Source organism: Sedimenticola selenatireducens (genome assembly GCF_007625115.1).
Taxonomy (GTDB): domain Bacteria; phylum Pseudomonadota; class Gammaproteobacteria; order Chromatiales; family Chromatiaceae; genus Sedimenticola; species Sedimenticola selenatireducens_A.
On the sequence record NZ_VMNH01000016.1, the window covers coordinates 153,847 to 179,544 of the forward strand.

A 25,698-nucleotide genomic window follows, 5' to 3' on the forward strand; every position below is an offset into this window, starting at 1 on the left:
GGTGTTGGTTAGTTGGTCGGGCCTGATCAGGTCGGTCGCCGCTACGTCTATTCATATGCTTCGCGGTATACGCATCGTCTCAAGCATACCGCTCTCGGCCATTCATGGCCTCCGCGGTATACGTCCATCGCCTCAGGATACCGCTCCCGGCCATCCATGGCCTCCGCGGTATACGTCCATCGCCTCAGGATACCGCTCCCGGCCATCCATGGCCTCCGCGGTATACGTCCATCCCTGGACATAAAAAAGGGCCTGCACATGGCAGGCCCTATCTTACATCACATTAACGTATGTGATTAGTGGCCAGTGGCACCACCCGATCCTTTCGGTATACGGATGTCCTCGACCATGTGCTGGATATGCTCGGGTGGCTCTGCAGTCACCTTAGATACCAGTATAGCGGCAGTGAAGTTGAGCAGAGCGCCCACTGCACCGAACGCCTCTGGAGAGATGCCCAGGAACCAGTTGGATGCGTTATTGGCTGCCATCGCGGTACCAGGGATGAAGAACCAGCCCTTGAACCAGAAGATGTAAACCAGGGTAGAGGTAATACCCGTCAACATACCGACAACTGCGCCAGTGTTATTCACACGCTTGTTGAAGATACCCATCATCAATGCTGGGAAGATGGATGAGGCTGCCAGACCGAAGGCCAGGGCTACCGTCTGCGCGGCGAAGCCGGGAGGATGGAGACCTAGGTAACCGGCAACAGCGATGGCGCCTGCCATAGAGATACGGGCAGCCAGCAACTCGCCTTTCTCCGAGATGTCAGGCTTGAAGATGCCCTTCAACAGATCATGCGAGATTGACGAGGCGATAGCCAGGAGCAGACCCGCAGCCGTTGAGAGCGCCGCTGCCAGACCACCGGCCGCCACCAGGGCGATAACCCAGTTAGGCAGTTTAGCGATCTCTGGGTTGGCCAGTACCATGATGTCACGGTCAACCTTCAGCTCGTTGGTATCACCTTTACGGTACTCAACGCGGCCGTTGCCGTTTTTGTCTTCGAACGTAAGCAGACCGGTTTTTTCCCAGTTCTTGAACCACTGTGGACGTGCCTCATACTCCAGCGCCCCGTCAGCCGCCGCGATCGGACCAGGCTGAACGGTGTTCGCCAGGTTCAGCATGGCCATGGCAGCAACAGCAGGTGCGGTGGTGTAGAGGATACTGATGAAGACCAGTGCCCAACCAGCAGATGAACGAGCATCTTTCACCTTAGGTACGGTGAAGAAGCGGATGATAACGTGTGGCAGACCTGCGGTACCGATCATCAGGGAGAAGGTGTAGAGCACCATATTCAGGGTGCCACCTTTCTGAGCCGTGTACTGCGAGAACCCAAGATCCACTACTGTCTGGTCCAGCTTGGTCAGCAGAGGAGTACCATCGGCTACGCTACCAAACAGACCCAACTGTGGGATTGGGTTGCCGGTCAGCTGCAGTGAGATGAAGATGGCCGGGATGGTGTAGGCCATGATCAGGACACAGTACTGGGCGATCTGGGTGTAGGTAATACCCTTCATGCCACCGAGTACGGCGTAGAAGAACACGATTGCCATACCAATGAACAGACCGGTGGTGAAGTCCACTTCCAGGAAGCGGGAGAAGGCCACACCGATACCCTTCATCTGGCCGATTACGTAGGTGATAGAGGCTACGATCAGACAGATAACGGCTACGATACGTGCGGTTTGTGAGTAGTAACGATCACCAATGAACTCTGGCACGGTGAACTTACCGAACTTACGCAGGTAAGGGGCAAGTAGCATGGCGAGCAGTACATAACCGCCGGTCCAGCCCATCAGGAACAGAGAAGCGTCATAACCTTGGAAGGCAATCAGGCCCGCCATGGAGATGAAAGAGGCTGCAGACATCCAGTCTGCTGCTGTTGCCATACCGTTTGCGACTGGGTGAATACCCCGGCCTGCGGCATAGAACTCACCGGTGCTGCTGGCCCGTGCCCATACGGCGATACCCATATAGAGCGCGAAGGTCAGACCAACGACGATAAATGTTAATGTTTGTAGTTCCATTAATCGAACCCCTTATTAATCTTCGTGGACGTCAAATTGACGATCCAATTGGTTCATTTTGTAGGCGTAGAAAAAGATCAACACCAGGAATACGATCATGGAGCCCTGTTGTGCAAACCAGAATCCAAGGTCAGTTCCACCGACGGCGATGCCCGACAACATAGGGCGAAGTATGATGCCGAAACCGTATGAACATACGGCCCAGATCACCAGGCAAATCGTAATGAGTCTGACATTGGCCTTCCAATAGGCCATTCCAGACGTATCTTGTGTACTCATCGTTTAAGTCCTCCGGATTATTAGTAGTACGCGTTCGTTTCTACTCCGTGGCCCAGCCAACTACAGATGCATCATAGCTGGGACGTGAAGTTGAATTCCATCTGAAACACAGATTTGGGAATCCTCCCCTAGCGACCGCGCTTCATTCTGCATTATTTAGGCCAGGAAATACAATTAGTTGTTTTAACAAAGGTTAATAAATGTAGGGTATTTTTTGCGATAGGCTTCGAGGATTCGTTTGTTACCCCCGGTAGCGCAATTGTGGGCGGAGTGTGTTACTTGTCGTTACCAAAGGTAACAGATTCTGTGGATATTGGACTGGCTAGGGGAAGGGTGTGTGGCCAATAGCGAACTGGAATATACTTGAATGCGATGAATGACTTTTTGAATAATAGCCTTGCATTAGCCTTGGATTCGGCACCCTGGTTGCTGTTTGGTCTGGTGGCGGCCGGTATCATTCGGGCTTGGTTGCCTGTTGAACTGGTAGGGCGATCACTGGGTGGGCGCGGTGCAGTTCCCGTTATACGGGCCGCGCTTGTTGGGGCGCCTCTGCCGCTCTGCTCTTGTAGTACGTTACCCGCAGCAATCTCATTGCGGCGTGCCGGTGCATCAAAGGCCTCGACCACTGCCTTTCTCATTGCTACCCCCGAGACAGGGGTTGATTCTGTGGCGCTCTCCTGGGTATTGCTGGGACCGGTCATGGCGTTGTTAAGACCGCTGTCGGCGATTATATCTGCCGTTGCAGCCGGTCTGCTGGTGGGGCACATAGAGGATCTTGAGGCAACGCGTGAAGATGCACCCTCCGCATCGATGCCGGATCTGGCCACAAAGCAAGATGTGGCGTGTGGTTGCTCGGTTACCCAGGCGCCATCCTGTGCGCCGGTAAAACCAGGGTTTTGGGAAAGAACTGGCGCGGGCCTTCAATATGCCTTTAGTGATCTTCTTGATGATCTGGCACTTTGGTTGTTGCTTGGGCTCTTGGCCGCTGGGCTGGTGGTGACCCTGGTGCCGCCCAACCTGTTGAGTGAATGGGGGAGTGGTCTGCTCCCCATGCTGCTCATCATGTTGATCTCGGTCCCCATGTATGTCTGTGCTACCGCCAGTACGCCGTTGGCACATGCGATGCTGTTTGCCGGGGTTTCACCAGGCACTGTCCTGGTATTTTTGTTGGCTGGCCCTGCCAGTAATCTGGCCGGTCTCATGTTGGTAAAACGAGAATTGGGTATGCGTGCGTTGTGGGCCTATCTGTTTGGTGTAGGCGGTGTTAGCATCCTGCTCGGTCTTATGTTGGATGCTGTGCTGGCCTATTCCCAGTTTGATCTGTTGGCCGGGCTGGCACTTGTCGGAGAGGATGCCTATGAACTGCCAGTTGTTTTCTCCATGCTGTGTCTGCTGATTCTGTTGGCGATGTCAATCCGGCCAGTGCGACGGTACCTGTTACGCGGCAAGGTCAAAGCGGACGGTAGTTGCTGTGGCTGACAGGGCTATTTTATTTTTAGCGCTGCTTCAACAGCGCGGTTTTTGTTGCGGATGTGATGACTGAAATAGCGCATTTTGATTCTGTGGATGCCTATCAGGAGGCCTTTGTTTCGGGGTTGCGGGTGATGCTGCAGGGCTATGATGAGCTGGGTGTTTTTATCCTGGTGTTGGCCAATGCCATGATTGATCCTGAGACGTGGGACGCACTATCGGGACCGTTACAAACGAAATTTGCTCGGTTATCTTCATTTCATGCTGGCTCGTTGGATGACGCAAAAGATGATCGGATGGTCTTTCAGCAATTGATAGCGTTTGGGTTTGATAAGCTCGGCCCTATTCGCTTGCGAGAAGCCGGTCCTTGGGAGGTTCAGTTCAATCCTTTGCGGGCACTTCGGCCTGCACGCCTGATACAACAGCAGGTGCAAGGGATTTCCGCTCCATTCAATCCCGATGAATTTCATTTTGCCAAACCGTTTTTACGCAAAGAGATCTTCTGGCGAGGTAAGCTGGTCGGTCGTGATGTTTCTCTGCTCTATAATAAGTTTCCGTTTGTGCAACGACTGGGTCTGCTCGTCCTCGAGCCGCGCGAGGGGCGTCCACAGTTTCTTCAGCGGGCGGATCATGATTACAGCTGGCGCTTGTTGGATCAGTTGGGCAGGACGCTGCCCGGTGTGGGATTGGGTTACAATAGTTTTGCCGCCTTTGCCTCTGTCAATCATCTCCATTTTCATCTGTTTATACGGGATGCCCTGCTGCCCATAGCGGCTGATCTTTGGCAGCACAATGGCGGTGGAGAGCCTTATCCGGCGAGTTGCACTCGCTTTACATCATCAGGCGCAGCCTGGGAGTATCTACAGGATCTACATGGGCGCAAGATACCTTATAATCTGGTCATGTACCCTGGGGTGCTTTATGTCTTGCCTCGTCTGCGGCAGGGTGAGCGATCGATAGCGCCCTGGAGTGGAGGTTATGGTTGGTATGAGATGGCCGGTGGCTGTGTGCCTCAGGGCGAACAATATTTCTCACGGCTGACTGAGCTGCAACTTGCCGACGAGCTACGGGCGGTTTCAGTTATGCCATGACCTCTTTCATTGCACACTTCAGATGAGGTGCAGGCGCGTGTCGAAACAGTTTCTCAGCATGCCGATTACTGCGGATCAGATTGCGGATGGTTAAGGGTTGCGGTTCACCAAGGTAGTAACCCTGTATGTAGTTGACGCCAATTGATTCGAGCTGATCGACCGTATTTTTACACTCCACAAATTCTGCAATAGTCTGTTTCCCCATAATCTGGCCTACCCGAATCATCGCTTTCACCATCGCAAAATCTTGAGGGTCGGAGATCATATCCCTTACAAAAGAGCCGTCAATCTTCAGATAATCAACTGGAAGCTGTTTGAGGTAGGCGAATGAGGAGAGCCCACTACCAAAATCATCCAGGGCAAAACGACAGCCGAGTGATCGAAGCGATGCAATGAATTCTCCGGCACGTTCGATATTTGAGATCGCCGCCGTTTCAGTGATTTCGAAACAGATTGAGCTGGCGGGGAACAGGGCGTCGCTGAGTCGTTGGGTAATCAGGTCGAGTAAGCCTTTATCACCAATAGAGTAACCTGAGAGATTAATCGATATGATGCCAAATTGATCATCAAAGCGTATGTGATGATTCATCCACTCAAATGTGTTCACTATCACCCAGCGATCAATCGCATTGATTAGGCCGAAGCGCTCGGCGGCGGGTAAGAATGCGTGTGGAGATATAACACCGGAATCCTGGTTTTTTAGTCTGAGCAATACTTCAATATGCCTTGTCTCGCCCGTATTCTTGGAGAGGGCAGTAATAGGTTGGAAATAGAGACACATCTGCTCCTGCTCCAGCGCATCGGTCAGCCGGTTAACCCAGCCCATTTCACTAAAACGCTGTTCCAGCTCGTGATTGCCGGCATCGACAATATGATAGCGATTACGGCCGGTGTCTTTGGCGGTATAGCAGGCGGCATCGGCGGCACTGAGCGCGGTGGTGCTGTTTGCGGTTGTCCTGTCGATAGGGTAGATGCCAATGCAGGCACTCACTGTGAAGGTCTTGCTTCCCCAGATAAAACGGAAATTTCGGATGGCCTCCAGAAGTTGATCGGCCACATGGGTTGAGGCCTCGAGTGCGCAGTTTCTCAGTAGAATGCCAAATTCATCACCGCCTAACCTGGCGAGTGTATCTCCTTTGCGCAGACAGTAATTGATTACTGCGGTGATGTCCTGCAGCATGGCATCACCCGCTGTGTGGCCGCAGGTGTCGTTGATAACCTTGAACTGATCCAAGTCCAGATAAAACAGCGTGTGCAACTGCTTTTCTTTCTGGGCACTGATGACTGATTCGCTGACTTGATGCTCGAAAGATTGACGATTAATCAGATGCGTTAATGAGTCGTGCGTGGCCTGATGGAATATTTGGCGGTTGCGTTCTGTTGTTTGTCGTACCACCAGATAGGCAATTCCTAGGCTCGTGAGTAGCAGTAGTGCAGTCAACCAGATAAGAAAACTTTCCGTCTGTTGATATTCGTCGCGGCTCTGTTGAATGGCGTTGTCTGCATTCAGCTTGACCCGCTCTATCAGCTGGCTTAAGAGGTTGAATATTGCAGTCTGTTCGATCTTTATCTGTTCGGCCAGCGGTTGAGCGCGTTCCTTTGTACTACCTTCCAGCAACAGCGACATTGTGCGTTCGGCGAAAGGGTGTCCTTGTTGAATGGCAGTCTCAATCTGGTGCAGTAGTTCGCGTTCAGGTTGAATCTTGGTCAGGGCGCTAAAATTGTTACTGAGACTGCGGAAGGTATTCATGTGTTGATTAAAGGCACGGTGCTCCGCTGTTCTGAGGTGCAAGTCGGGTTCGTGCATCGCGTTGTAGAGGTTGCCTGCATGATGCTGCAATACATCCCGCATGCTGTAGACCAGCTCCAGCTTCTGACTGCACAGATCGACCTGGTTGGTGATCGCCTGGTTGGCATTGCCCATCTGGGTGATGGTGATGCTGACTGTGGCAAGCGCTAGGACCAGGATGGATAGAAAGCCGAGCGTGACAATTAAACCGGTATCACAAAATGACGAGGTACTTCCTGACGTTTTGCAGGTTGGGGATAGAATGTCAGAGTGTAATTTTTTTACCGCTTGGACTGCTTTCGATTGTTTACTCACTTACAAATACTCAGGGTAACTCTCCTTCATTCCCTGAATTTGCTTGCTCGAACAATAACTGTTAATGCCTTATTTATCCAATGGAATTTTTTAAAGAAGGTTTCTTATGGAAATGAGAGTCGGTTACTTCTCCGGCACCTCAATGCCATAACTCCGAATGCGTGTGTTTAATGTGGGGCGGGAGATATCCAGAATCTGGGCCGCACGTTTCTTCTCATACCCCGTAAACTGCAGGATATTTTCGATATGCTCTTTCTCCAGTTCCTGAATACTCTTGATAAACAACGGCAATCTTTTTTGCGGTGTCGTGCTCTCCAGTTGTAACGTCTCAGGTAGCAGGACGTCATTGGGCGAGAGCAGGACCGCTCGGCGAAGCGCATTTTCCAGTTCTCGGACATTGCCTGGCCAGGGATAGCTTTTCAACTGGGCCATGGTCTCCTCGGGTATCATATCGACAGAGCGTCCCATCTCTCGCCGAATTTTTTCCAGGAAGTACTGGACCAATAAGGGGATGTCCTCTTGGCGTTCCCGTAGGGTAGGGAGTTCGATGGTGACTACCTTCAGCCGATAGTAGAGATCCTGGCGGAACTCTCCCTCGCTTACGAGGGCGGCAAGATCCTTGTTTGTGGCGGTGATAATGCGAACATCACTTTTGATCGTCTCATTGCCGCCGACACGTTCAAATTCTCTCTCTTGCAAAAAACGCAGCAGTTTGAGCTGGATGTCTGGTGAGATCTCAGAGATCTCATCCAGAAAGAGGGTGCCCCCATGAGCCAGTTCAAACTTCCCCAGTTTCTGTTTTACCGCGCCAGTGAATGACCCTTTTTCATGGCCGAACAGTTCGCTCTCCAGCACCGCGGGTGCAAGTGCAGAGCAGACCAGCGGGATGAACGGATGATTGCGGTATTGGCCATTGAAGTGGATGGCGCGGGCAACCATCTCCTTGCCTGTACCGCTTTCACCGTAGAGGAGTACGGAGGCACGCGTATCGGCGACTGCACCAATCGTTTTATAGACCGCCTTCATGGCCTTGCTACGGCCAACGATGACATTGGGTTGATAGGTGCACTCGCTGGTTTCACAGAAGGATATGCCCTTCTCAGAGAGGGTCGCCATCTCACTTATCTTAGTAATCACTTCGTCGAGTTGGTCCAGGTCGAGCGGTTTGCCGAGGTGATCGATCGCCCCAAGTCGAATGGCCTCAATGGCGGTATGCATATCGTCATAGGCGGTGATCATAACCACGGGTAGGGCGGGCTTGTGCAGTTTGATCTGTTTGAGTACCTCAAAGCCATCCAATTTAGGAAGGCGCAGATCCAGCAAGACCATATCAACCCTTTCTGCAAGCGCAATATCAACCCCTTCCTGGCCATCGCCTGCTGTCAGGACCTCGAAACCCTCGTCAATCAGATGCAGTTCCAGGGTGCGGCGAATGGCGCGGTCATCGTCTACTATCAAGGCTTTTTTCATTGCTCGGTCTCACTGGTATTCGTTGGGCCATCCAGCGGTAACAATACACTAAAACAGGTTCGCTCATTAGGACCGCTATCCACCGTGATAGTACCTTGATGCCGCAATACAATTCCCTGCAGTGTAGGCAATCCCAGTCCGCCACCCGATACCTTGGTCGTATAGAACGGATCGAATATCTTCTCAACATCCTCGGTCGGTATACCCTGGCCATTGTCAATGACACGCAGGGAGAGATAGGGGCGGTGTCGGCGTACAATTAATGTCAAATCGCGCGGAAGATTACTCTCTTCCAGGGATTCAATGGCATTGGAGACCAGATTCAGGATGACCTGCTCGATCTGTTCCGGGTCACAGATCAAGTTGAGTTCGTCATTCAGCTGAAGTTCGGTCGTGATCTGAGCATTGCTAAAACGTTGGGAAAAGAGCTGCATTACACGAAGAATGATCGGACTGAGACTGGTCCGTTCCAATCTGAGTGGGCGTGCCCTGGCAAAGTCCATCACATCATTGACTAGCCGGTTCAATCTCAGGATCTCTTCTTCAACAATGGTAAAGTGTTCCTCCAGATTGCCTTCCATTTTTGATCGCTTTCGGATCATCTGAATATTCATTCGTATCGCCGAGAGTGGATTGCGTATCTCGTGTGCCAGCCCGAGGGCCAGATGACCTATGGCCGCCAGTTTTTTTGATGCGAGTAGTTCATCAAATGTGGATTCGAGCCGAGATCGAGCCTCGGCCAGGTCACTGGTGCGATGTGCTACCTGTAGCGAAAGCGTGTGATTCCAGGAGAGCAGCGCGCTGAGAAGAATGAAGGTGCCAGTGAATATCACGACGACCAACGTACCTGAGTAACGCTCCTGTTGCTGCATAAAGGAACTCAGCAAGGCATCCACTTCGCGCGTTGGGGTTGCAACGCCGAGGGTCCAGAGTCGATTTTCTATACGTACCGGTTGATAGCCGACCAGCTTACTGACCGATTTATCGGGGTCCGCAGGATCGACAAATTCATAAGTCCCTGTTCCCGGTTTCCCATCCTGCATTGATATAAGCAGATCATAGAGCTTGGGCCAACGCGGGAGAAAGGTCTCTTCAAATTCCTTGTCAGTCACCCGGCCAAGCGGATCAACCAGGACAGACTGCTCATTGTTGTCTATCAGCCAGGCATAACCGTATTCGCCGATCCTGACCGAGAGTACCTGCCGTTTGGCCAACTTGTCGAAGTTAAGGGTGAACATGGCCACGCCATTGAAATCACCCTGTTTACTGTAGATGCCCTGGGCCACAATCAAGGCCTTGTCACCTCTGTTCTGACCGCCTTCCAATCGCATGAACGGGGAGAGGTACATCTGTCCGGGTTTCCCCTTGTCCCGAGCCCACTGATAGTAATCTCTCCAGGCATAGTTTCGCCCGAGGGTATATTCGTCCGAGGGGTTGATTGCAACCACGGTCCCCTCTTTATCGAACACCACCAGATCGATAATGTCGGTCTCCATCAGGCTTTCGTACATGCGTTGCAGGCTGTTACTTAAACGCTGTGCTCGTTCCAGTGTAACGCCCTGTTCCTCAAACAGACTGGCGACCAGGCTGAGATTACGGCGGAAGGTGGCGAAGGTCTCTTCGATGGAATGGGCGGCTTGTTCAGCCAGGGTGAGTTGCTGTTGATTGTACTGCTCAAAGAAACGCTTTTGCGCCTCCATTCTTACCGCGTCGGTCGTCTGGAGAATACCAATCAATGCCGCCGTGCTGACGCCGACCAACAGACAGATGGCTACCCATAGCCAGAATGGCTTACTGATACTGATTGCGCTGAATAGTCGGTTGATCGGGTGCATAGTAGTCCCGTCATTCTACACAGAATCAATTTCCGTGTGTCATGCGATACGCGGCTTACCCGCACCGTATGGCACGTCGTTGATCAAACGCCTAAGAACTGCTTGTGAAGTTCGGGGTTTTCCATCAGCTCACGGGATCTTCCGTGATAGACCACCTCGCCCTTGTTTAGAATGTAGTTGCGATCACAAATTGGTAACAAGGCATTGATGTCTTTGTCGACGATGATGGACGCTATACCGGTTGCTTTGATATGCCGGATGACCACCCAGATCTCCAGTCGAATCAAGGGAGCCAACCCTTCAGTTGCCTCATCAAGAATGATCAGGTCAGGGTTCGTCATCAGGCCCCGGGCAATGGTCAACATCTGCTGTTCACCGCCCGACAGTTGATTGCCCATGTTGCTGAGTCGTTCTCCCAGTCTTGGGAACAGATCCAGTACCCGTTGCAGATTCCACTCGTCGCGACCGTAAGGACCCACGCGAGCGGCCATGGTGAGATTTTCCAGGACAGTGAGATTAGGAAAGATACCCCGGTCCTCAGGTACAAAGGCAATTCCCTGGCGGATGATCTGGTGCGCACTGAGCTTGCTGACGTCTTTGCCGCGGAGGGTGATGGTGCCCTGGCGTGCGGGTGTCAGGCCAATTATGGAGCGCAGTGTAGTGGTCTTGCCCATGCCGTTTCGGCCCATCAGACTAACCGTTTCACCCGGTTCGATATGGATATCGATGCCATGCAGGATATGACTGTCCCCATAGTAGGTGTGCAGTCCCTCCGCTTCGAGCAGTGATTGTGTGGCCTTTGTCATGCGGCATCCTCCTGATGGCCAAGGTAGGCATCCTGTACCGCCTTGCTGTTGCGTATCTGTTCAACATCACCGGTCTCAAGCTCGGCGCCGTCGACCATCACAGTAATCCGATCGGCGAGTGAAAATACGGCATCCATATCATGTTCAATCAATATGAGCGTCTGCTCTTTAGCCAGCTCTTTCAGTAGTGCGGTGACCTGTTGTGACTCCTCACTGCCCATGCCGGCAAGCGGTTCATCGAGTAATAGCAGTTCGGGTTCGGTCGCCAGCATCATGGCAATCTCCAGCTGTCGTTGCTCGCCGTAACTCATGGTGGAAGCAATCTGATTACGTTTGCTGGAGAGGCCACAAATTTGCAGTGCACGGTCGGCGCGTCGATGCACCTCGCGAAGATGCTTGGCTGGTCGAAAAAAACGCATTGAAGTCAGGAGGCAGGACTGGGCGCCAATCCAACAATTTTGCAGACAACTAAAGCCCGGAAGGATGTTGGTTTTCTGGAAGCTACGGCCAATGCCAATACGTGAGACCTTCTCTGGACGGGCATCAGTAATGTCATACCCTTTGAACAAGATGCGGCCGCTACTGGGCAGAAGTTCACCGGACAGCAGATTAATCAGCGTGGTCTTTCCCGCGCCATTGGGTCCCAGTATGGCGTGTACCTTGCCTCGTTCAAATTCGAGCGAGACATTATCAGTAGCCTTTAACCCACCAAAGTTTTTACACAGATGCTCGGTGCGGAGAATGATTTCAGACATGCTCCCTCCCATGCTCTTTTTGACTGGATGTGAAACGGTTGCTGATGCTGTAGATCAATCCTGCAATCCCATTGGGCAGGAACAGTACAACGCCGATAATGATGCCACCCATAATCAGTTTCCAGTGTTCTGTGAAGTTGGGTAAGAAGTCCTGCAGCAAAACCACAATGAAGGTGCCGATGACAGGGCCAAACAGTGTGCCCATACCACCCAGGATGACCATCATGATTGCCATCCCGGATTCATGCCAGCCAAGGTAAGCTGGCGTGACAAAGCTGGTATGGGCGGCCTCCAGAAAGCCGGCGAGTCCGGCTATGGTTCCTGCAATGACGAAGCTCACGAGTTTGTAGTGAGGGGTTGAATAACCGAGTGCGCGGACGCGTTGCTCATTGGCCTTGATGGCAATCAGCACATGACCAAAAGGGGCGCGCAGAATCATGCTCAGAAACAGGTAAACACCGACCAGCCAGGCCAGTACAAAGTAGTAATAGTGATGCTCGTTTTCCAGGTCGATCAATTGATGCGTGCCGAATTTGATCTCTGGCTTGTTGGCCAGGAAGATGCCGTCATCCCCACCAAAATGGGGCGACTCAAAGAAGAAATAGAAACACATCTGGGCGAATGCCAGCGTCAACATGATGAAATAGATGCCAGAGGTGCGAATGCTGAGCCAGCCGATGACCAGTGCCGCCAGACCTGTAAGTGATAGCGTTAGGGTAAGGGACCACCAGTAATTGATGTGTTCTACCTCGTTAAACAGTATGGCCAACAGATAGGCGCCGATACCAAAAAAGGCGGCATGTCCAAAGCTGACTAAGCCAGTGAAACCAATCAGCAGGTCAAGACTGATGGTAAAGATTGAGAGGATCATGATCTTGGTGACCAGCTCGGTATAGAACGGGCCTCCGACGGCCGGGAACAGCAGCAACAGCACCAGACAGATGCAAAGAAAAATAATGATAGGGCGGGTGACAGTATGCATATTGGCTATCCTCTATACCTTGCCGAATAGCCCTTGAGGGCGCCAAAAAAGTACGGCCGCCATCAAGGCATAAGCCACCATGCTGGCCATCTCGGGTAACAGAACCTTACCGAAGGTGTCTGCCAGACCGATAAGCAGCGCGCCAATAAAGGCCCCCTTGATGGAACCAATACCACCGATGACCACCACCACGAATGAGATGATCAAGATGTTGTCGCCTATCCCTGGATAGACGCTGTTGACTGGTGCAGAGAGCATGCCTGCAAGTGCCGCCAGGGTAGCCCCCATGCTGAAGACAATCGCAAACAACCAGTTGATGTTAATGCCCAGGGCCTGAACCATTTCACGGTTGCTGGCGCCGGCGCGGATGGTCATGCCGAGTTTTGTCTTTTGGATGACCCAATACATCAGGATGGCCAATACAATACAGGCCGAGGAGATGAACAAGCGGTAAATCGGATAGGCTTGATTATCGGTAAGTTGAATCGAGCCTTTTAATACCTCAGGTATGGCCACGCTATGTACATCATTGCCCCAGAAGATGCTCTGCAACTCATTTGCAATGAGTATCAGTGCGTAGGTCAGCAAAACTTGATAGAGATGATCCCGATTGTACAAATGGGAGATGGCCAGTCGTTCAACGGCATAACCAAACAGAATACTCAACGGAATGGCGAGCAGAATGCCTGTAAACAGGTTGCCTGTAATGCCGGTTAACCAATAACAGAGATAGGCGCCAATCATATAGAACGCGCCATGTGCCAGATTGATAATGCCCATGATACCGAATATCAGGGTCAGCCCACTGGCCAGCAGAAACAGCAGGAAACCATACTGAATGCCGTTGAGCAGCTGGATTAGATAAAAAGAACTCTCCATAGGGCCTCTTAAAACGGGTGTTTCTTCAGGGGTGCCTGACGGCACAGGGCCGTCAGGCGGGACATCAAGACCTGGGTGAATATCAGCTGATCACACAGCCTTCGGCTGGGTCTTCAACGGCCTTCTGAACGGTTCGTACGACTTGGTTCTGTCCATTGACCACTTCACGCAGGTAGATGTCCTGGATCGGGTTATGGGCCTTGGAGAAGGTAAATTTCCCACGTGGACTGTCGATGGTGGCGCTCTCCATCGCCTTGATCATATCGGCCTTGGCCTTGACGTCACCATCAACCGCAGCCATACCCTGAACCAACAGGTCGCCCGCGTCATAACCCTGCACGGCATACACATCAGCCTGATTTCCAGTCGCCTTCATGAACGCTTCACGGAATCTATGGTTGGCTGGAAGATCAAGCGAGTCGGCATAGTGCAGGGTTGTCCGTACGCCTTCCGCCGCTTCACCCTGGGCGCCCGTGACACCTTCGGTGAGGAAGCCAGCACCATAGAGGGGAATGGTTTTATGAAGACCTGCTGCGGCATAATCCTTGACGAATTTTACCGCGCCACCGCCTGCGTAGAAGGTGAATACGGCATCGGGTTTGAGTGCCGCGACTTCGGTCAGATAGGCCTGAAATTCAACTTTCGGGAACGGGGTGGGAATCTCTTTTACAATGTTACCACCACCGGCCAGGAAAGAGGCCTTGAATGCCGCCGCGGTCTCTTTACCAAAGCCGTAGTTCCAATACATGACCACGACATTTTTATGGCCATCCTCCAGCATCGCCTGACCTGCAGGAAAACCAGGTTGGTAGCTGGAGAATGAGGTGCGGAAAATATTTGGTGCACACAATGCACCGGTCAGGCCATTGGCGCCAGCATTCGGAATGACAGTAATGACATCAGCTTGGCGGGCAATCTTGACCATCGCCATGCCGACCACGGAATGAACAGGGCCAACCAGAAAATCAACTTGCTCTTTTTTGATCAGCTTGTTTGTCAACTCGGATGCTTTTGGGGGAGCCGCCTCGCTGTCAATGTTGACATACTCCACTTCACGGCCCCCCAGCTTGCCTCCCGCTTCATGGATGCGCAGTTGCAAAGCATCCTTGATATTAGTGCCAAGCTTGGCATAAGTGCCGGTATAGGGCAGCAGAATGCCGACCTTTACTTTGGCCGTGCCACCAATGGCAAATCGGGTGGGTATGAGGCTGGATGCGGTTACCAGGCCGGCTGCCGCTGCACCACCTTTGAGAACGTCACGCCGGCTGATGCCTGGCTTCTTTTGATCACTCATCTGCTTCTCCTCTCTCTTGATTATCATCAGCGCAAAAAATTTTGTGCTGTTTGTTGGCGATTCTTTAATGGGTCGGAAGCGCCTTTTTGCATACTGCGTACAGCTTTTTAAAGCTATTCTTCGTCATCTCCCGGGATACGGAGTTTGAATCGCTTGATCTTACCGGTAGCTGTTTTAGGTAGCTCGTCAATGAACTCAATCCAGCGTGGGTACTTATAGGGTGCCAAGGTGCTTTTGACATGCTGTTTGATGTCGTTGGCCAGATCATCAGAGGGTTGATGGCCGCTCTTGAGTACGATGTAGGCCTTCGGTTTTACAAGATTTTCAGGATCGGTAGCGGCTACGACGGCACACTCAAGTACCGCTGGATGTGCAATGATGCAGGCCTCCACTTCGATAGGAGAGAGCCAGATACCCCCTACTTTGAGCATGTCATCGGTGCGGCCTGCATAGAAGAACAAACCCTGCTCATCCATGAAAAACTTATCCCCGGTATTTAGCCAGGGTCCAAGCATGGTCTGCTGGGTTTTTTCCCGCTTGTTCCAGTAGTAGGCAGCGGCACTGCCGCTTTTTACCAATAAAGTACCTACTTCACCTTGTGGCACTTCTTCCATCTGCTCATCGACAATCTTTGCTTCATGGCCCGGTACCAGGCGTCCGGTACTGCCTGGATGAATCTCATTGGGATAGTTGGAGATGAAGATGTGCACGAGTTCGGTTGAGCCGATGCCATCAAGAATGTCCACGGAAAAACGCTCTTTCCAGCGTTTGAGTATATCGGCTGGCAGAGCTTCGCCAGCTGATACACAGAGTCGCACGCCAGTCAGTGAACCTTCAGCTTCGAGCATTGAGGCGTAGAGTGTCGGGACACCAAAAAAGAGCGTGGGCTTATTTTCCTTAATGGTTTGGAAGACGGCTTCCGGTGTCGGCCGGTCAGGCATATAGACGGCAGTTGCTCCGACGCTGAAGGGAAAATAGAGGCCGTTTCCGAGGCCATAGGCAAAAAACAGCTTGGCGGCAGAAAAACAGATATCACCTTCTTTGACGCCCAGTACCTGTTTGCCATACGTTTCACAGGAATAGACCATGTCGCGATGTAGATGCACGGTGCCTTTCGGTAATCCTGTCGATCCTGAACTGTAGAGCCAGAAACAGGCATCATCGGGCTTTGTTTCGGCACAATCCAACTGCTCAGATTGGCCTGCCCAGAGGGTGTTGATCTGGAGGTCGCCCGCAGGCGCATCGCCATTTACGACGATGACATGGTGTAAGAATTTCAGTTTTTTTCGAATGGGTTCAATGCTTGGAAGCAAGTGGGCATCAATAACGAGTACGCGAGCACGACTGTCGTTAAGGAAATACTCATAATCCTTGGGGCGCATCAGGGTGTTCAGGCAGATGGGGATAGCACCCATCTTGATGCTGCCAAAGAAAGCCTGCGGAAAGAGTTCAGTGTCCAGCATTAATAGGGCGATACGCTCTTCCATCCGAACACCCAGACTTTTCAGCGAATTACCGAAGCGGTTTACTCCGGCCTGAACGTCGCTGTAACTGAATTGGTTCGTACCACAGCGAATGGCGGTTTTAGCACCGCGGCCCTCTCGAACATTTCGGTCTACAAAGTAGTCTGCTGCGTTAAAGATCTCGGGTAACTCGAGTTCAAAGGGCATGTTCAGTCTCCGTCGCTAGCGTGTATTTTGCCAGTCGTTTTGTTGTGCCATTTTGGGTGCCACACAGTGGTGGCAGTCATAGGATTATCTGAATACCTCTACAAGGGTTGTGCCAATCAATGCGTTATTCCTGAGGGCCAGGAAATTCCCTAATTAACCTGTTGTTTATAGGGGATAAAAAAACTGTGGTCATATTGAGGTAAAGCTAGCAGATTGAGCACGGATTGCTGGAGTATGTAAAAAAAACGTTCAGGGAGTAAAAAATGAGCGACGGAATGTGCTAGGTGAAGATCAGTTACGAACGTAACGATCCATGATTTTTTGATAGGTGCCATCCGATTGCATGGCAGAAAAGGTCTCTTGGTAGGCCTGTTTCAGGTTGACTGGAAACTGTTTCGACAGGGCAAAATAGACATTTCCGGAGGTGATCGAGTCACTGTAGGTGATGGTTTCAGTGACGAACTGCTCTCTCATCGAGTAGCTGGCTAGATCTTTTGCGGTGAACCAGGCATTTACTCGACCCGCCCGGAGCATGCGTATAGGGATAGGTGCGGCGCTGGTGGTGATCACCAGATTGGTAAAACCCTGCTGGCGTAAATATTGTTCAAAAGGGGTATTTTGCTGGACCGCAATCGCGCTGAGTGAGCGTGCCTGCTGCAAGGTTAATTTTTTACCGCTAAGGGTGACAAATACCAGTTCAATGGGTGCCACATTGATTGCCCAGTCAAAATGGGGCTCACGCTCAATCGTACGCGTGAGCGGAAAGACAATATGATTCGGACCGATGCGGGTATTACGAATGGCTCTGGGCCAAGGCATGAAAAGTACCGGGCGATTGGTTCCCAGCCTCCTTTCGATTTCTCGTATCAGATCGACCATGAAGCCTTGCTCTCTACCCTCCTGGATACTGTAAGGGACGAGGTGGGCGGTAACCAGTTTGATAGGGCCGACTTCTGCGTCACTGGCGGCGGCTGAGTCATTCAGGCTGGAACCGCTAAGTAGAATGAGTAGTCCAACAACCCGGAAGATTGTATTGCTGGTGGTTACTCGTTTGTGGGTAGGATCCATGCCCTATCTCTACTGATGCGATGGAGTGATAAGACTCCTGAAGTGTAGTTTGTCGGAATTAAAGATACTATGCTCGAGCTGAAAAAAAGCTGACCCAACTTCTGGGCAATTTACCGATTAGCAGGAAGCGTTACGACACCGTCCTCATCGGCATAGAGCCAGTCTCCAGGTCGGAACTCTACCTGGGCAAAAGTGACTGGACTTCCTGACTCACCGACTCCCTTTTTTACGCTTTTCTTGGGGATGGTTGCCAGTGCTTTGACACCCAGGGGCATCCCGGATATCTCTTTGGCATCCCGAATGCAGCCGTACATCAGTACACCTGCCCAACCATTATCAACACCTTTCTGCGCGAGAATATCGCCCAGCATGGCACAGCGCAGGGAGCCTCCGGCATCCACCACAAGAACCCTGCCTTCTCCAGGTTGCCCGAGCAGTTCCCGGACTAAAGAGTTGTCTTCATGGCACTTGATGGTTGCGATTGGACCGCTAAAGCGTATGTGACCGCCAAAGTCACGAAAAATGGGCTCGCAGACCTGGATCTGCGTCTCAAACTCATCATAGATGTCCGCGGTTTTAGCAAGGGAAGTAGGGGGTGTGGGCATGATTCTGCTCCCGGCGGTGTTGTATGCTGAATTGAACTGGCCGCACTCAGTGATGAGTGCGGCCAGGTTTTTTACTACAGTCTTAGACCAATCAGGATTAGCCCTCGAACTGCTCTTCTTCGGTAGAACCGGTCAGAGCGGTCACTGAAGAGGCGCCGCCCTGGATGGTGGTGGTGACATCATCGAAGTAACCCACGCCCACTTCCTGCTGATGAGAAACGAAGGTGTAACCCTTGCCGCGTGCAGCAAACTCGGGCTCCTGGACCTTTTCGACATAGTGCTTCATGCCTTCGCCGCGTGCGTAGTCATAGGCGAGATCGAACATGTTGTACCACATGTTGTGGATACCGGCCAAAGTGATGAACTGGTACTTGTAACCCATGTCAGAGAGCTCATCCTGGAACTTGGCGATGGTGGCATCGTCGAGGTTCTTCTTCCAGTTGAAGGAAGGTGAGCAGTTGTAAGCTAACAGTTTGTTGGGGTTAGCAGCCAGAACAGCCTGGGCGAATTCACGGGCAAAGCCCAGGTCCGGCGTACCGGTTTCACACCAGACCAGATCAGCATAAGGGGCATACGCCACACCGCGGGAGATGGCCTGCTCCAGACCATTCTTTACGTTGTAGAAACCTTCAGGGGTACGGTTGCCGGTTACGAATGGCTTGTCGTTCTCATCGAAATCTGAGGTCAGCAGGTTGGCGGCTTCAGCATCGGTACGCGCCAACAAGAGAGTAGGAACACCGCAAACGTCGGCGGCCAGTCGGGCTGCAATCAGTTTCTGAACGGCTTCAGCCGTCGGGACCAGTACCTTGCCACCCATGTGACCGCATTTCTTAACGGCGGCCAGCTGGTCTTCAAAGTGAACACCTGCGGCGCCGGCGTTGATCATGTTCTTCATCAATTCGAAGGCATTCAATACGCCACCGAAACCGGCTTCTGCGTCAGCCACGATCGGCAGGAAGTAGTCGATATGACCTTCGTCACCTGGGTTGATATCACGTGACCATTGAATCTCATCGGCACGCTTGAAGGCGTTATTGATGCGACGAACCATGGTGGGGACTGAATCATAGGCATACAGAGACTGATCAGGGTACATGGTCTCTGAGGTGTTGCCATCGGCAGCGACCTGCCAGCCAGAGAGGTAGATTGCCTCAATGCCCGCTTTAGCCTGTTGCATGGCCTGGCCGCCAGTGATGGCGCCCATGGAGTTTACATAGCCTTTCTTAGCACTACCATGCACCAGATTCCACAGCTTGTTAGCGCCATTGCGAGCATAGGTGTACTCTGGCTGTACCGAGCCGCGCAGACGTACGACATCTTCAGCGCTGTAGCCGCGTTTTACATCAGTCCAGCGGGGGTTTTCAGCCCAATCTTTCTCAAGCGCTGCAATCTGTTCTTTACGGTTCATATAACAATCTCCTTCACTATTACTCGCATCAAACCTCCATCGTTCGAACAGTTGCTCCGGTTGGACGGCTGTTCGGCGGTTTTGGCTATAAAAAATCAGGCCAGCGTGTGGTACGCAGGCAGTGTTATAAATTCAACAAAACGATCATTGGTAATGCTGTCATTCAGCAACTTGGCAGCTGCAACAAAATGACTGGCCTCATAGCAGCTGTCGCCGATCTCCATGCGGATCTTTGCCAGCGCCTCTTCAACACCTTTTGTGACCAGCTCAAAGGTGATTTGGCGACCATCTTCAAGTACGCCTTTGGGGTATCGAATCCATTGCCAGAGCTGGCTTCTGGCGATTTCAGCAGTCGCTGCATCTTCCATTAAACGGTTTATCGGCACGGCACCACGGTCATCCAGCCAGGCGGCCAGATAGCGAAGTGCTACGCTGATAGTCTGCTTCAGCCCTGTTTCTGTAATGCTGCCTTTTGGTAGGCTAAGCAGCTGGGCTTCAGTAATCTCTAGGTCATTAAACGGGCGGATGATCTGATTGGCAGTTGGCATCAAGTGATCAAATGCCTCCAGCGCAACAGGAATCAAATCAGGGTTTGCTACCCAAGTGCCGTCATGACCTATGCTGGCTTCGCGTTGCACGTTCAGTTTTACTTCTTCCGTGGTGACAGTATCGTTTTTACCAGGAATCTGAGTGGCCATGCCTCCTATGGCATGAGCGCCCCGCCGATGACAGGTCTTGACCAGCAACTGGGAGCAGGCATGTAAAAAGTCTGTCTCCAGGGTGATCTGGTTAAGTTCTGGTAATACCCATTCGGGATGGGCATGGAAGCGTTTGATGATGCTGAAGATATAGTCCTGGCGTCCACAGTTTAGACCAACAGCGTAATCCCGCAAGGTATAGAGGATCTCATCCATCTCGAAAGCGGCGAGGATTGTTTCGATCAGCACAGTACAGCAGATACTGCCGTGGTTGAGGCCCAGACTCTCTTCGGCATAGGCGAAGACATCGGCCCACAGCTGTGCCTCGATGTAGCTCTCCAGTTTTGGTAGATAAAGGTACGGGCCGCTGCCACTCTCCAGCAGTTCAAATGCATTGTGAAATACGAAGAGTCCGAAATCGAACAGGCTGGCTGAAACGGCCTGACCATCGACCTGCAGGTGCGCCTCTTCCATATGCCAGCCACGGGGGCGGATAATCAGGGTAGCCCTCTGCTCTGACAATGTGCAGGACGTACCCCCGGGGCTTGTATAAGCCAGGGTTCCACGAACGGCCTCGTATAAGTTGACCTGGCCGTCGATGGTCGATGACCAACTGGGGGAGTGCCCGTCCTCGAAGTCAGCTACGAAGCATTTGGCAGCTGAGTTGAGGGCATTAATGATCCCCTTGGGATCAACAGGGCCTGTGATCTCTACCCGACGGTCCTGTAGGTCGGAGGGGGCGTGCTTGACACGCCAGTCGGCAGCCCTGATCTCCGCTGTTTCCGGCCGAAACCCTGGAAAATCCCCATCATTTAGGCGAATTTGCCTATCCTTACGCAGGCCAAGCAGCTGTTTGCGTCTTTGCCCAAAGCGACGCTCGAGGTCGGCAACAAACTGTAGTGCCTCTGGGGTGAGGACCTTTTCAAAACTTTCAGACAGGTTTCCGTTGACCCTGATACGCGGCGAATCGGCCTTCATTTTGAGCTGGGTAACGGTCATTTCGGGTGTCTCCCTAAGGATTTGCCAGTGAATTACTGAAGGTGAAATGCAAAACCCCTGTAATTACAAGCAAATAGATAATTCGATCGCGATAGAGCATACTCAATTGTGAAGCATTAAAAACGATAAATACTTTAATCCTTTGTATTGAAATTATTTATGCTGCAATGCGGAAGAAAATAGGTTAGTAATAAATAGTTAATAAAGCAATGCCAATTTTTATCAGGAACCGCGTTCTCAGGAGTATTTGTTGATGACTGATTTGGCACAACAGCTTGCTCGCACCATCTTTACTGGATTTGAACGCCATTTTTCCTTCTTTCAGGAGATTACCCGAGCCTCGCGCCAGAGTTTTGAACAGGCCGATTGGGAAGCGATCCGGCAGGCATCGGTCGAGCGGATCAGTTTTTATGATCGACGTGTGCAGGAAGCCATCAGTAAGGTGCGCTCAACCTTCGATGTCTCGGCAGTTGATGATGCGCTATGGCAGCGGGTTAAGACTGAGTATCAGCTCTTGCTGAAGAATTACCGACGTCCTGAATTGGCGGAAACGTTTTATAATTCAGTCTATTGCAAGATGTTTGAACGCCAGTATTTTGATAATGACAAGATCTTTATTGAGTCGGGTGTTGATCGAAAAGAGATGACCCAGCGTGATCGTGTGTTCCTCTCTTTTCATCTGAAAGACGGGGGACTGGATACCTGTCTACGAGAGATATTTTCAGCCTTCTACTTTCGCATTCCATACCAGGATATTGATCGGGATGTTGCCCATGTCGCAGCAGCCTTTCGGCAGCGTTGTCAGTTTGGCCAGATGCCGGATGACGTCCTGCGTATTGATGTGCTCGAGGCACCTTTTTACCGCAACAAGGCGGCCTATCTGATCGGTCGCGTGACCAGCGGTGAGGGGGTGCTACCCTTTGTTTTGCCGCTGTTGAACCACAAAGGCACGATTTTTGTTGATACGTTACTGACCACTCACGAAGAGGTCGAGGCGTTATTCAGTTTTGCCCGCGCCTATTTTATGGCGAACAACTCGATTCCGGCTGCAACGATCAATTTTCTTGAGAGCATCATGCCCAAGAAACCGATCTCTGAGCTTTACATGAGTATTGGTTTTCATAAACAGGCTAAGAACGAGTTCTACCGGGATCTGCTCGATCATCTGGAGAACAGTAATGATAGTTTTGTAGTAGCGCCAGGTACCCCTGGATTGGTTATGATGGTCTTTACGCTGCCCTCTTATCCGTTTGTTTTTAAAGTGATTCGGGATCATTTTTCGCCGGTAAAAAATATCACCCCTGCCCAGGTTAAGCAGCGCTACATGCAGGTAAAACTGCATGATCGTGTTGGGCGCATGGCGGATACGCTGGAATTCTCTAATACCGTATTACCCAAGGCGCGTTTTTCACCAGAGCTATTAGAGCAGCTACAGGAAGCGATTCCATCCAAGATGGAAATAGATGGTGAGAATGTGGTGATCAATCATCTTTACATCGAACATCGAATGACACCATTGGATATCTGTCTGGCGAATGGTTCGCAAGAGACGGTTAAGATAATGTTGGACGACTGGGGACTGGCGATTAAGCAGTTGATGGCCGCCGATATCTTCCCGGGTGATCTACTCTTTAAAAATTTTGGTGTGACGCACCAGGGTAAGGTGGTCTTCTATGATTACGATGAAATCTGCAAAATGACCGAGTGTAACTTCCGCACCATACCGCCACCCCGTACGCCTGAAGATGAGATGAGCAGCGAGCCCTGGTATTCAGTTGCGGATGGTGATGTGTTTCCGGAGGAGTTTCTTATCTTTTTAAGTGCCAGTCCGTTGATTCGCAAGACATTGCTGCAGCTTCATCCGGATCTGTTTGATGCGCAATATTGGCGGGATCGGCAGCAGGATATCGGCCGCGGTATTCATGCGGACGTGTTTCCCTACTCAAAGGATATACGTTTTATCAGTCAGCACCCTGCGGCCTTTAATTCGACTTCGACTGCTTCGGTGGGTTAGCGCCGATTTAAAGCAGAGAGAACGGGGGTCAGTCAAGTGACCCCCGTTTTCTGTCTAGGCGAGGGCTTTCTGCATGGCAGAGAGGGCAACGCCCTGATTGATCTTGGCTCCCATATCCGAGAGTACGGCTTCCAACGCACTGACGCAGAGCAAGATATTCTCATTACGGCAGGCGTGTCCCATCAGGCCAATTCGCCATACCTTGCCGGCGAGCGCACCGAGGCCTGCACCGATCTCCAGGTTGTACTCGTTCAAGAGACGCCCGCGTACCGCCGCATCATCGACACCTTCTGGAATAGAGACGGCATTCAACTGAGGAAGACGATCCTGTTCCTTAACGATAAAGGTAAGGCCCATCGCCTCCAACCCGGCTCTTAGCGCCAGGTGATTCTTCTGGTGGCGAGCCCAGGCATTCTCTAGGCCTTCTTCCTGCAGCATAACGAGTGCCTCATGCAGTCCATAGAGGGCGTTGATAGGCGCGGTATGGTGGTAGGCGCGTTTTGCGCCACTGCCCCAATAGCCCATTACCAGATTCAGATCCATAAACCAGCTCTGTACCTTTTGTTTGCGGTTACGAATCTTCTCCAGAGCCTGTTCGCTAAAACTGACGGGAGAGAGGCCTGGGGTGCAGGATAAACATTTCTGTGTGCCAGAGTAGATGGCATCGATGGCCCAATCATCGACTTTAATTGGCGTGCCGCCCAGTGAAGTGACCGCATCTACAATAGTGAGGCAGTCATACTGGTGCGCCAATTTTACCAGGGCCTCTGCATCCGATTGGGCACCCGTAGAGGTCTCTGCGTGTACGAAGGCGACAATGCAGGCATCCGGGTTATTCTTCAGTGCCTCTTCCAGCTTGGCTGGATCAACCGCTTCACCCCAGGTGTCTTCCACCATGACAGCCGTGCCGCCGCAGCGCTCCACATTCTCTTTCATGCGGCCACCAAAGACACCGTTTTGGCAGACGATGACCTTGTCGCCGGGCTCTACCAGATTGGCAAAGCAGGTCTCCATGCCGGCAGAGCCGGGGGCTGAGACGGGCATGGTCAGTTCATTCTTGGTTTGGAACGCGTATTGAAGCAGTGCCTTCACCTCTTCCATCATCTGGATGAAGGCGGGATCCAGATGACCAATGGTCGGTCTGGACATGGCTTCAAGTATACGGGGATGTACATCAGAAGGGCCTGGGCCCATCAGGGTACGTACCGGCGGGTTGAAGGGGCTATATTGCATGTTGATAGTCCTGCTGATTATGAAATCTTGTCACGATTATTCACTGAATATCGATCGTTAAAGTGAGTGCCAAACTGCTTGAAACTCCCATTCTAACCGAAACCGCTGTTTGGGTGTGCGTGAATGCAGATTAATGGCAATGGAGTTTCTAGGGATTAGCTGACCTGCCGGGTCTGCTCGATCCACCAGTCGAACAGCAGGTCAGTTATCTTACGCATGGCTGTGAGTTTTTGCTCCACGTCCAGCAATATCTCATGGTGATCTTGTGTGCCAATGGCAGGTTTGTCGACACAGGCTTCATAGCGGGCTACCCACTCTTGAATAATCTCGGGGGTCACTTCAGGGTGGAACTGAACCGCCAGGCAACTCCGATAAATAAATCCTTGGTTGCCAGTGATCTCGTCACTGAAGAGGGGCAGTGCGCCGGATGGCAGGGTGAAGCTCTCTTCATGCCATTCGAAGGCGTGAAAGTGAGCCGGTAATGCCGTGCCATTAAACAGCGGGTGATGTTGTTCGGTGGTAGAGACCGGATGCCAGCCGATTTGCATCGCAGGTGATGGGTATACCTTGCCGCCGAAGGCCTTGCTAATCAGCTGTCCACCAAAGCAGATGCCAAAAACCGGTATTTCTTTCTCAGCACAATTTCGTATCAGTGCCATCTCCTGCTCTATCCAGGGTTGATCACTGTTCACGCTGATGGGGGCGCCCAGCAGGACTAATCCGGACACGGCGTCCGGCTGGGGGAGCGTGTCTCCCGACTCGATGCTGATACGCACATAGTGAATATTTCGCTGATCGAGGTATTCACACAAATACCCCGGCTGGCTACAGGCAACGTGACTAATGATATAGAGCGGTTTCATGGTTTGCGGAGCTGTATTGATTGAGCTACACCTTTTCATTGAATGTGTGAAGGGACTATCTTAGTCGTGTGATGATAACAACCCAAAGCCAGTGAGGGTATGGCAAACCAACGTTTTAGGTCTTTGCTGACAAAATGATTGTTTTCAT

The 25,698-nt window shown here is 51.7% G+C and carries 20 protein-coding genes; 3 read left to right on the top strand and 17 right to left on the bottom strand.

Annotated features, from left to right (window positions below; translation table 11 throughout):
* Nucleotides 1-296 precede the first annotated feature (296 nt).
* Nucleotides 297-2,027 (bottom strand): sodium:solute symporter family protein, encoded by a 1,731-nt coding sequence (locus FHP88_RS13130; RefSeq protein WP_144359530.1) that lies wholly within the window; start codon nucleotides 2,025-2,027, stop codon nucleotides 297-299.
* Nucleotides 2,028-2,042: 15 nt separating this feature from the next.
* A complete protein-coding gene (locus FHP88_RS13135) occupies nucleotides 2,043-2,306 on the bottom strand; it encodes a DUF4212 domain-containing protein (protein ID WP_144359531.1) in 264 nt (87 codons plus the stop codon).
* A gap of 372 nt (nucleotides 2,307-2,678) precedes the next feature.
* On the opposite strand from FHP88_RS13135, the gene FHP88_RS13140 reads away from it, so the two are divergent.
* Nucleotides 2,679-3,785, top strand: coding sequence for an SO_0444 family Cu/Zn efflux transporter (locus tag FHP88_RS13140; protein ID WP_144359569.1), 1,107 nt, complete (start codon nucleotides 2,679-2,681; stop codon nucleotides 3,783-3,785).
* Between the two features lie 56 nt (nucleotides 3,786-3,841).
* Nucleotides 3,842-4,867 (top strand): hypothetical protein, encoded by a 1,026-nt coding sequence (locus FHP88_RS13145; RefSeq protein ID WP_144359532.1) that lies wholly within the window; start codon nucleotides 3,842-3,844, stop codon nucleotides 4,865-4,867.
* On the opposite strand, the gene FHP88_RS13150 is transcribed toward FHP88_RS13145, so the two are convergent.
* The 13 genes from FHP88_RS13150 to aceB form a co-directional block, all read right to left on the bottom strand.
* Nucleotides 4,857-6,971, bottom strand: coding sequence for a putative bifunctional diguanylate cyclase/phosphodiesterase (locus FHP88_RS13150; protein WP_144359533.1), 2,115 nt, complete (start codon nucleotides 6,969-6,971; stop codon nucleotides 4,857-4,859). The two genes, FHP88_RS13145 and FHP88_RS13150, sit on opposite strands and share 11 nt — an antisense overlap.
* 123 nt (nucleotides 6,972-7,094) lie before the next feature.
* A complete protein-coding gene (locus tag FHP88_RS13155; protein ID WP_144359534.1) occupies nucleotides 7,095-8,441 on the bottom strand; it encodes a sigma-54-dependent transcriptional regulator in 1,347 nt (448 codons plus the stop codon).
* A complete protein-coding gene (locus FHP88_RS13160; protein ID WP_144359535.1) occupies nucleotides 8,438-10,276 on the bottom strand; it encodes a cache domain-containing protein in 1,839 nt (612 codons plus the stop codon). Before FHP88_RS13160 ends, FHP88_RS13155 begins: the two co-directional genes overlap by 4 nt.
* An 83-nt stretch (nucleotides 10,277-10,359) precedes the next feature.
* The gene (locus tag FHP88_RS13165) at nucleotides 10,360-11,082 is read right to left on the bottom strand and encodes an ABC transporter ATP-binding protein (protein ID WP_144359536.1); all 723 of its coding nucleotides are present in this window, start codon (nucleotides 11,080-11,082) and stop codon (nucleotides 10,360-10,362) included.
* Complete coding sequence (locus tag FHP88_RS13170) at nucleotides 11,079-11,837, bottom strand: ABC transporter ATP-binding protein (protein WP_144359537.1); 759 nt, start codon at nucleotides 11,835-11,837, stop codon at nucleotides 11,079-11,081. The genes FHP88_RS13165 and FHP88_RS13170 overlap by 4 nt, the downstream gene beginning before the upstream one ends.
* Nucleotides 11,830-12,819, bottom strand: coding sequence for a branched-chain amino acid ABC transporter permease (locus FHP88_RS13175; protein WP_144359538.1), 990 nt, complete (start codon nucleotides 12,817-12,819; stop codon nucleotides 11,830-11,832). The genes FHP88_RS13170 and FHP88_RS13175 overlap by 8 nt, the downstream gene beginning before the upstream one ends.
* Nucleotides 12,820-12,831: 12 nt before the next feature.
* Nucleotides 12,832-13,698: a branched-chain amino acid ABC transporter permease gene (locus tag FHP88_RS13180; RefSeq protein WP_144359539.1), complete on the bottom strand. Its 867-nt coding sequence runs from the start codon at nucleotides 13,696-13,698 to the stop codon at nucleotides 12,832-12,834.
* An 82-nt stretch (nucleotides 13,699-13,780) separates the two neighbouring features.
* Entirely contained in the window at nucleotides 13,781-14,992 is a 1,212-nt protein-coding gene (locus FHP88_RS13185; RefSeq protein WP_144359540.1) for an ABC transporter substrate-binding protein, read from the bottom strand.
* A gap of 113 nt (nucleotides 14,993-15,105) precedes the next feature.
* Entirely contained in the window at nucleotides 15,106-16,662 is a 1,557-nt protein-coding gene (locus tag FHP88_RS13190; protein WP_144359541.1) for a benzoate-CoA ligase family protein, read from the bottom strand.
* Nucleotides 16,663-16,953: 291 nt separating this feature from the next.
* Nucleotides 16,954-17,730, bottom strand: a complete 777-nt coding sequence (locus FHP88_RS13195; protein WP_144359542.1) for a substrate-binding periplasmic protein — start codon at nucleotides 17,728-17,730, stop codon at nucleotides 16,954-16,956.
* A gap of 110 nt (nucleotides 17,731-17,840) precedes the next feature.
* Entirely contained in the window at nucleotides 17,841-18,335 is a 495-nt protein-coding gene (rraA, locus tag FHP88_RS13200; RefSeq protein WP_144359543.1) for a ribonuclease E activity regulator RraA, read from the bottom strand.
* A 97-nt stretch (nucleotides 18,336-18,432) separates the two neighbouring features.
* Nucleotides 18,433-19,743: an isocitrate lyase gene (gene aceA, locus FHP88_RS13205; protein WP_144359544.1), complete on the bottom strand. Its 1,311-nt coding sequence runs from the start codon at nucleotides 19,741-19,743 to the stop codon at nucleotides 18,433-18,435.
* 95 nt (nucleotides 19,744-19,838) lie between these two features.
* Nucleotides 19,839-21,440 carry a malate synthase A gene (gene aceB, locus FHP88_RS13210; RefSeq protein ID WP_335341558.1) on the bottom strand — a complete coding sequence of 534 codons (1,602 nt, stop codon included), beginning with the start codon at nucleotides 21,438-21,440 and terminating at the stop codon, nucleotides 19,839-19,841.
* Between the two features lie 253 nt (nucleotides 21,441-21,693).
* On the opposite strand from aceB, the gene aceK reads away from it, so the two are divergent.
* Nucleotides 21,694-23,454: a bifunctional isocitrate dehydrogenase kinase/phosphatase gene (aceK, locus tag FHP88_RS13215; protein ID WP_144359545.1), complete on the top strand. Its 1,761-nt coding sequence runs from the start codon at nucleotides 21,694-21,696 to the stop codon at nucleotides 23,452-23,454.
* Between the two features lie 54 nt (nucleotides 23,455-23,508).
* Here the strand turns inward: aceK and FHP88_RS13220 are convergent, their stop codons facing one another.
* Both FHP88_RS13220 and FHP88_RS13225 read right to left on the bottom strand, forming a co-directional pair.
* Nucleotides 23,509-24,687: a pyridoxal-phosphate-dependent aminotransferase family protein gene (locus tag FHP88_RS13220; protein WP_144359546.1), complete on the bottom strand. Its 1,179-nt coding sequence runs from the start codon at nucleotides 24,685-24,687 to the stop codon at nucleotides 23,509-23,511.
* A 155-nt stretch (nucleotides 24,688-24,842) separates the two neighbouring features.
* Nucleotides 24,843-25,550 carry a type 1 glutamine amidotransferase gene (locus tag FHP88_RS13225; protein ID WP_186297717.1) on the bottom strand — a complete coding sequence of 236 codons (708 nt, stop codon included), beginning with the start codon at nucleotides 25,548-25,550 and terminating at the stop codon, nucleotides 24,843-24,845.
* Nucleotides 25,551-25,698: the final 148 nt, after the last annotated feature.

Bases quoted from the DNA above. Each gene is read 5' to 3' on its own strand.
- FHP88_RS13170 (WP_144359537.1), bottom strand. From the start codon at position 11,837: ATGTCTGAAATCATTCTCCGCACCGAGCATCTGTGTAAAAACTTTGGT.
- FHP88_RS13195 (WP_144359542.1), bottom strand. From the start codon at position 17,730: ATGGATCCTACCCACAAACGAGTAACCACCAGCAATACAATCTTCCGG.
- FHP88_RS13130 (WP_144359530.1), bottom strand. From the start codon at position 2,027: ATGGAACTACAAACATTAACATTTATCGTCGTTGGTCTGACCTTCGCG.
- aceA (WP_144359544.1), bottom strand. From the start codon at position 19,743: ATGAACCGTAAAGAACAGATTGCAGCGCTTGAGAAAGATTGGGCTGAA.
- FHP88_RS13145 (WP_144359532.1), top strand. From the start codon at position 3,842: ATGACTGAAATAGCGCATTTTGATTCTGTGGATGCCTATCAGGAGGCC.
- FHP88_RS13165 (WP_144359536.1), bottom strand. From the start codon at position 11,082: ATGACAAAGGCCACACAATCACTGCTCGAAGCGGAGGGACTGCACACC.
- aceK (WP_144359545.1), top strand. From the start codon at position 21,694: ATGACTGATTTGGCACAACAGCTTGCTCGCACCATCTTTACTGGATTT.
- FHP88_RS13160 (WP_144359535.1), bottom strand. From the start codon at position 10,276: ATGCACCCGATCAACCGACTATTCAGCGCAATCAGTATCAGTAAGCCA.
- FHP88_RS13175 (WP_144359538.1), bottom strand. From the start codon at position 12,819: ATGCATACTGTCACCCGCCCTATCATTATTTTTCTTTGCATCTGTCTG.
- rraA (WP_144359543.1), bottom strand. From the start codon at position 18,335: ATGCCCACACCCCCTACTTCCCTTGCTAAAACCGCGGACATCTATGAT.
- FHP88_RS13155 (WP_144359534.1), bottom strand. From the start codon at position 8,441: ATGAAAAAAGCCTTGATAGTAGACGATGACCGCGCCATTCGCCGCACC.
- FHP88_RS13180 (WP_144359539.1), bottom strand. From the start codon at position 13,698: ATGGAGAGTTCTTTTTATCTAATCCAGCTGCTCAACGGCATTCAGTAT.
- FHP88_RS13190 (WP_144359541.1), bottom strand. From the start codon at position 16,662: ATGCCCTTTGAACTCGAGTTACCCGAGATCTTTAACGCAGCAGACTAC.
- FHP88_RS13140 (WP_144359569.1), top strand. From the start codon at position 2,679: ATGAATGACTTTTTGAATAATAGCCTTGCATTAGCCTTGGATTCGGCA.
- FHP88_RS13225 (WP_186297717.1), bottom strand. From the start codon at position 25,550: ATGAAACCGCTCTATATCATTAGTCACGTTGCCTGTAGCCAGCCGGGG.
- FHP88_RS13220 (WP_144359546.1), bottom strand. From the start codon at position 24,687: ATGCAATATAGCCCCTTCAACCCGCCGGTACGTACCCTGATGGGCCCA.
- FHP88_RS13185 (WP_144359540.1), bottom strand. From the start codon at position 14,992: ATGAGTGATCAAAAGAAGCCAGGCATCAGCCGGCGTGACGTTCTCAAA.
- FHP88_RS13135 (WP_144359531.1), bottom strand. From the start codon at position 2,306: ATGAGTACACAAGATACGTCTGGAATGGCCTATTGGAAGGCCAATGTC.
- aceB (WP_335341558.1), bottom strand. From the start codon at position 21,440: ATGACCGTTACCCAGCTCAAAATGAAGGCCGATTCGCCGCGTATCAGG.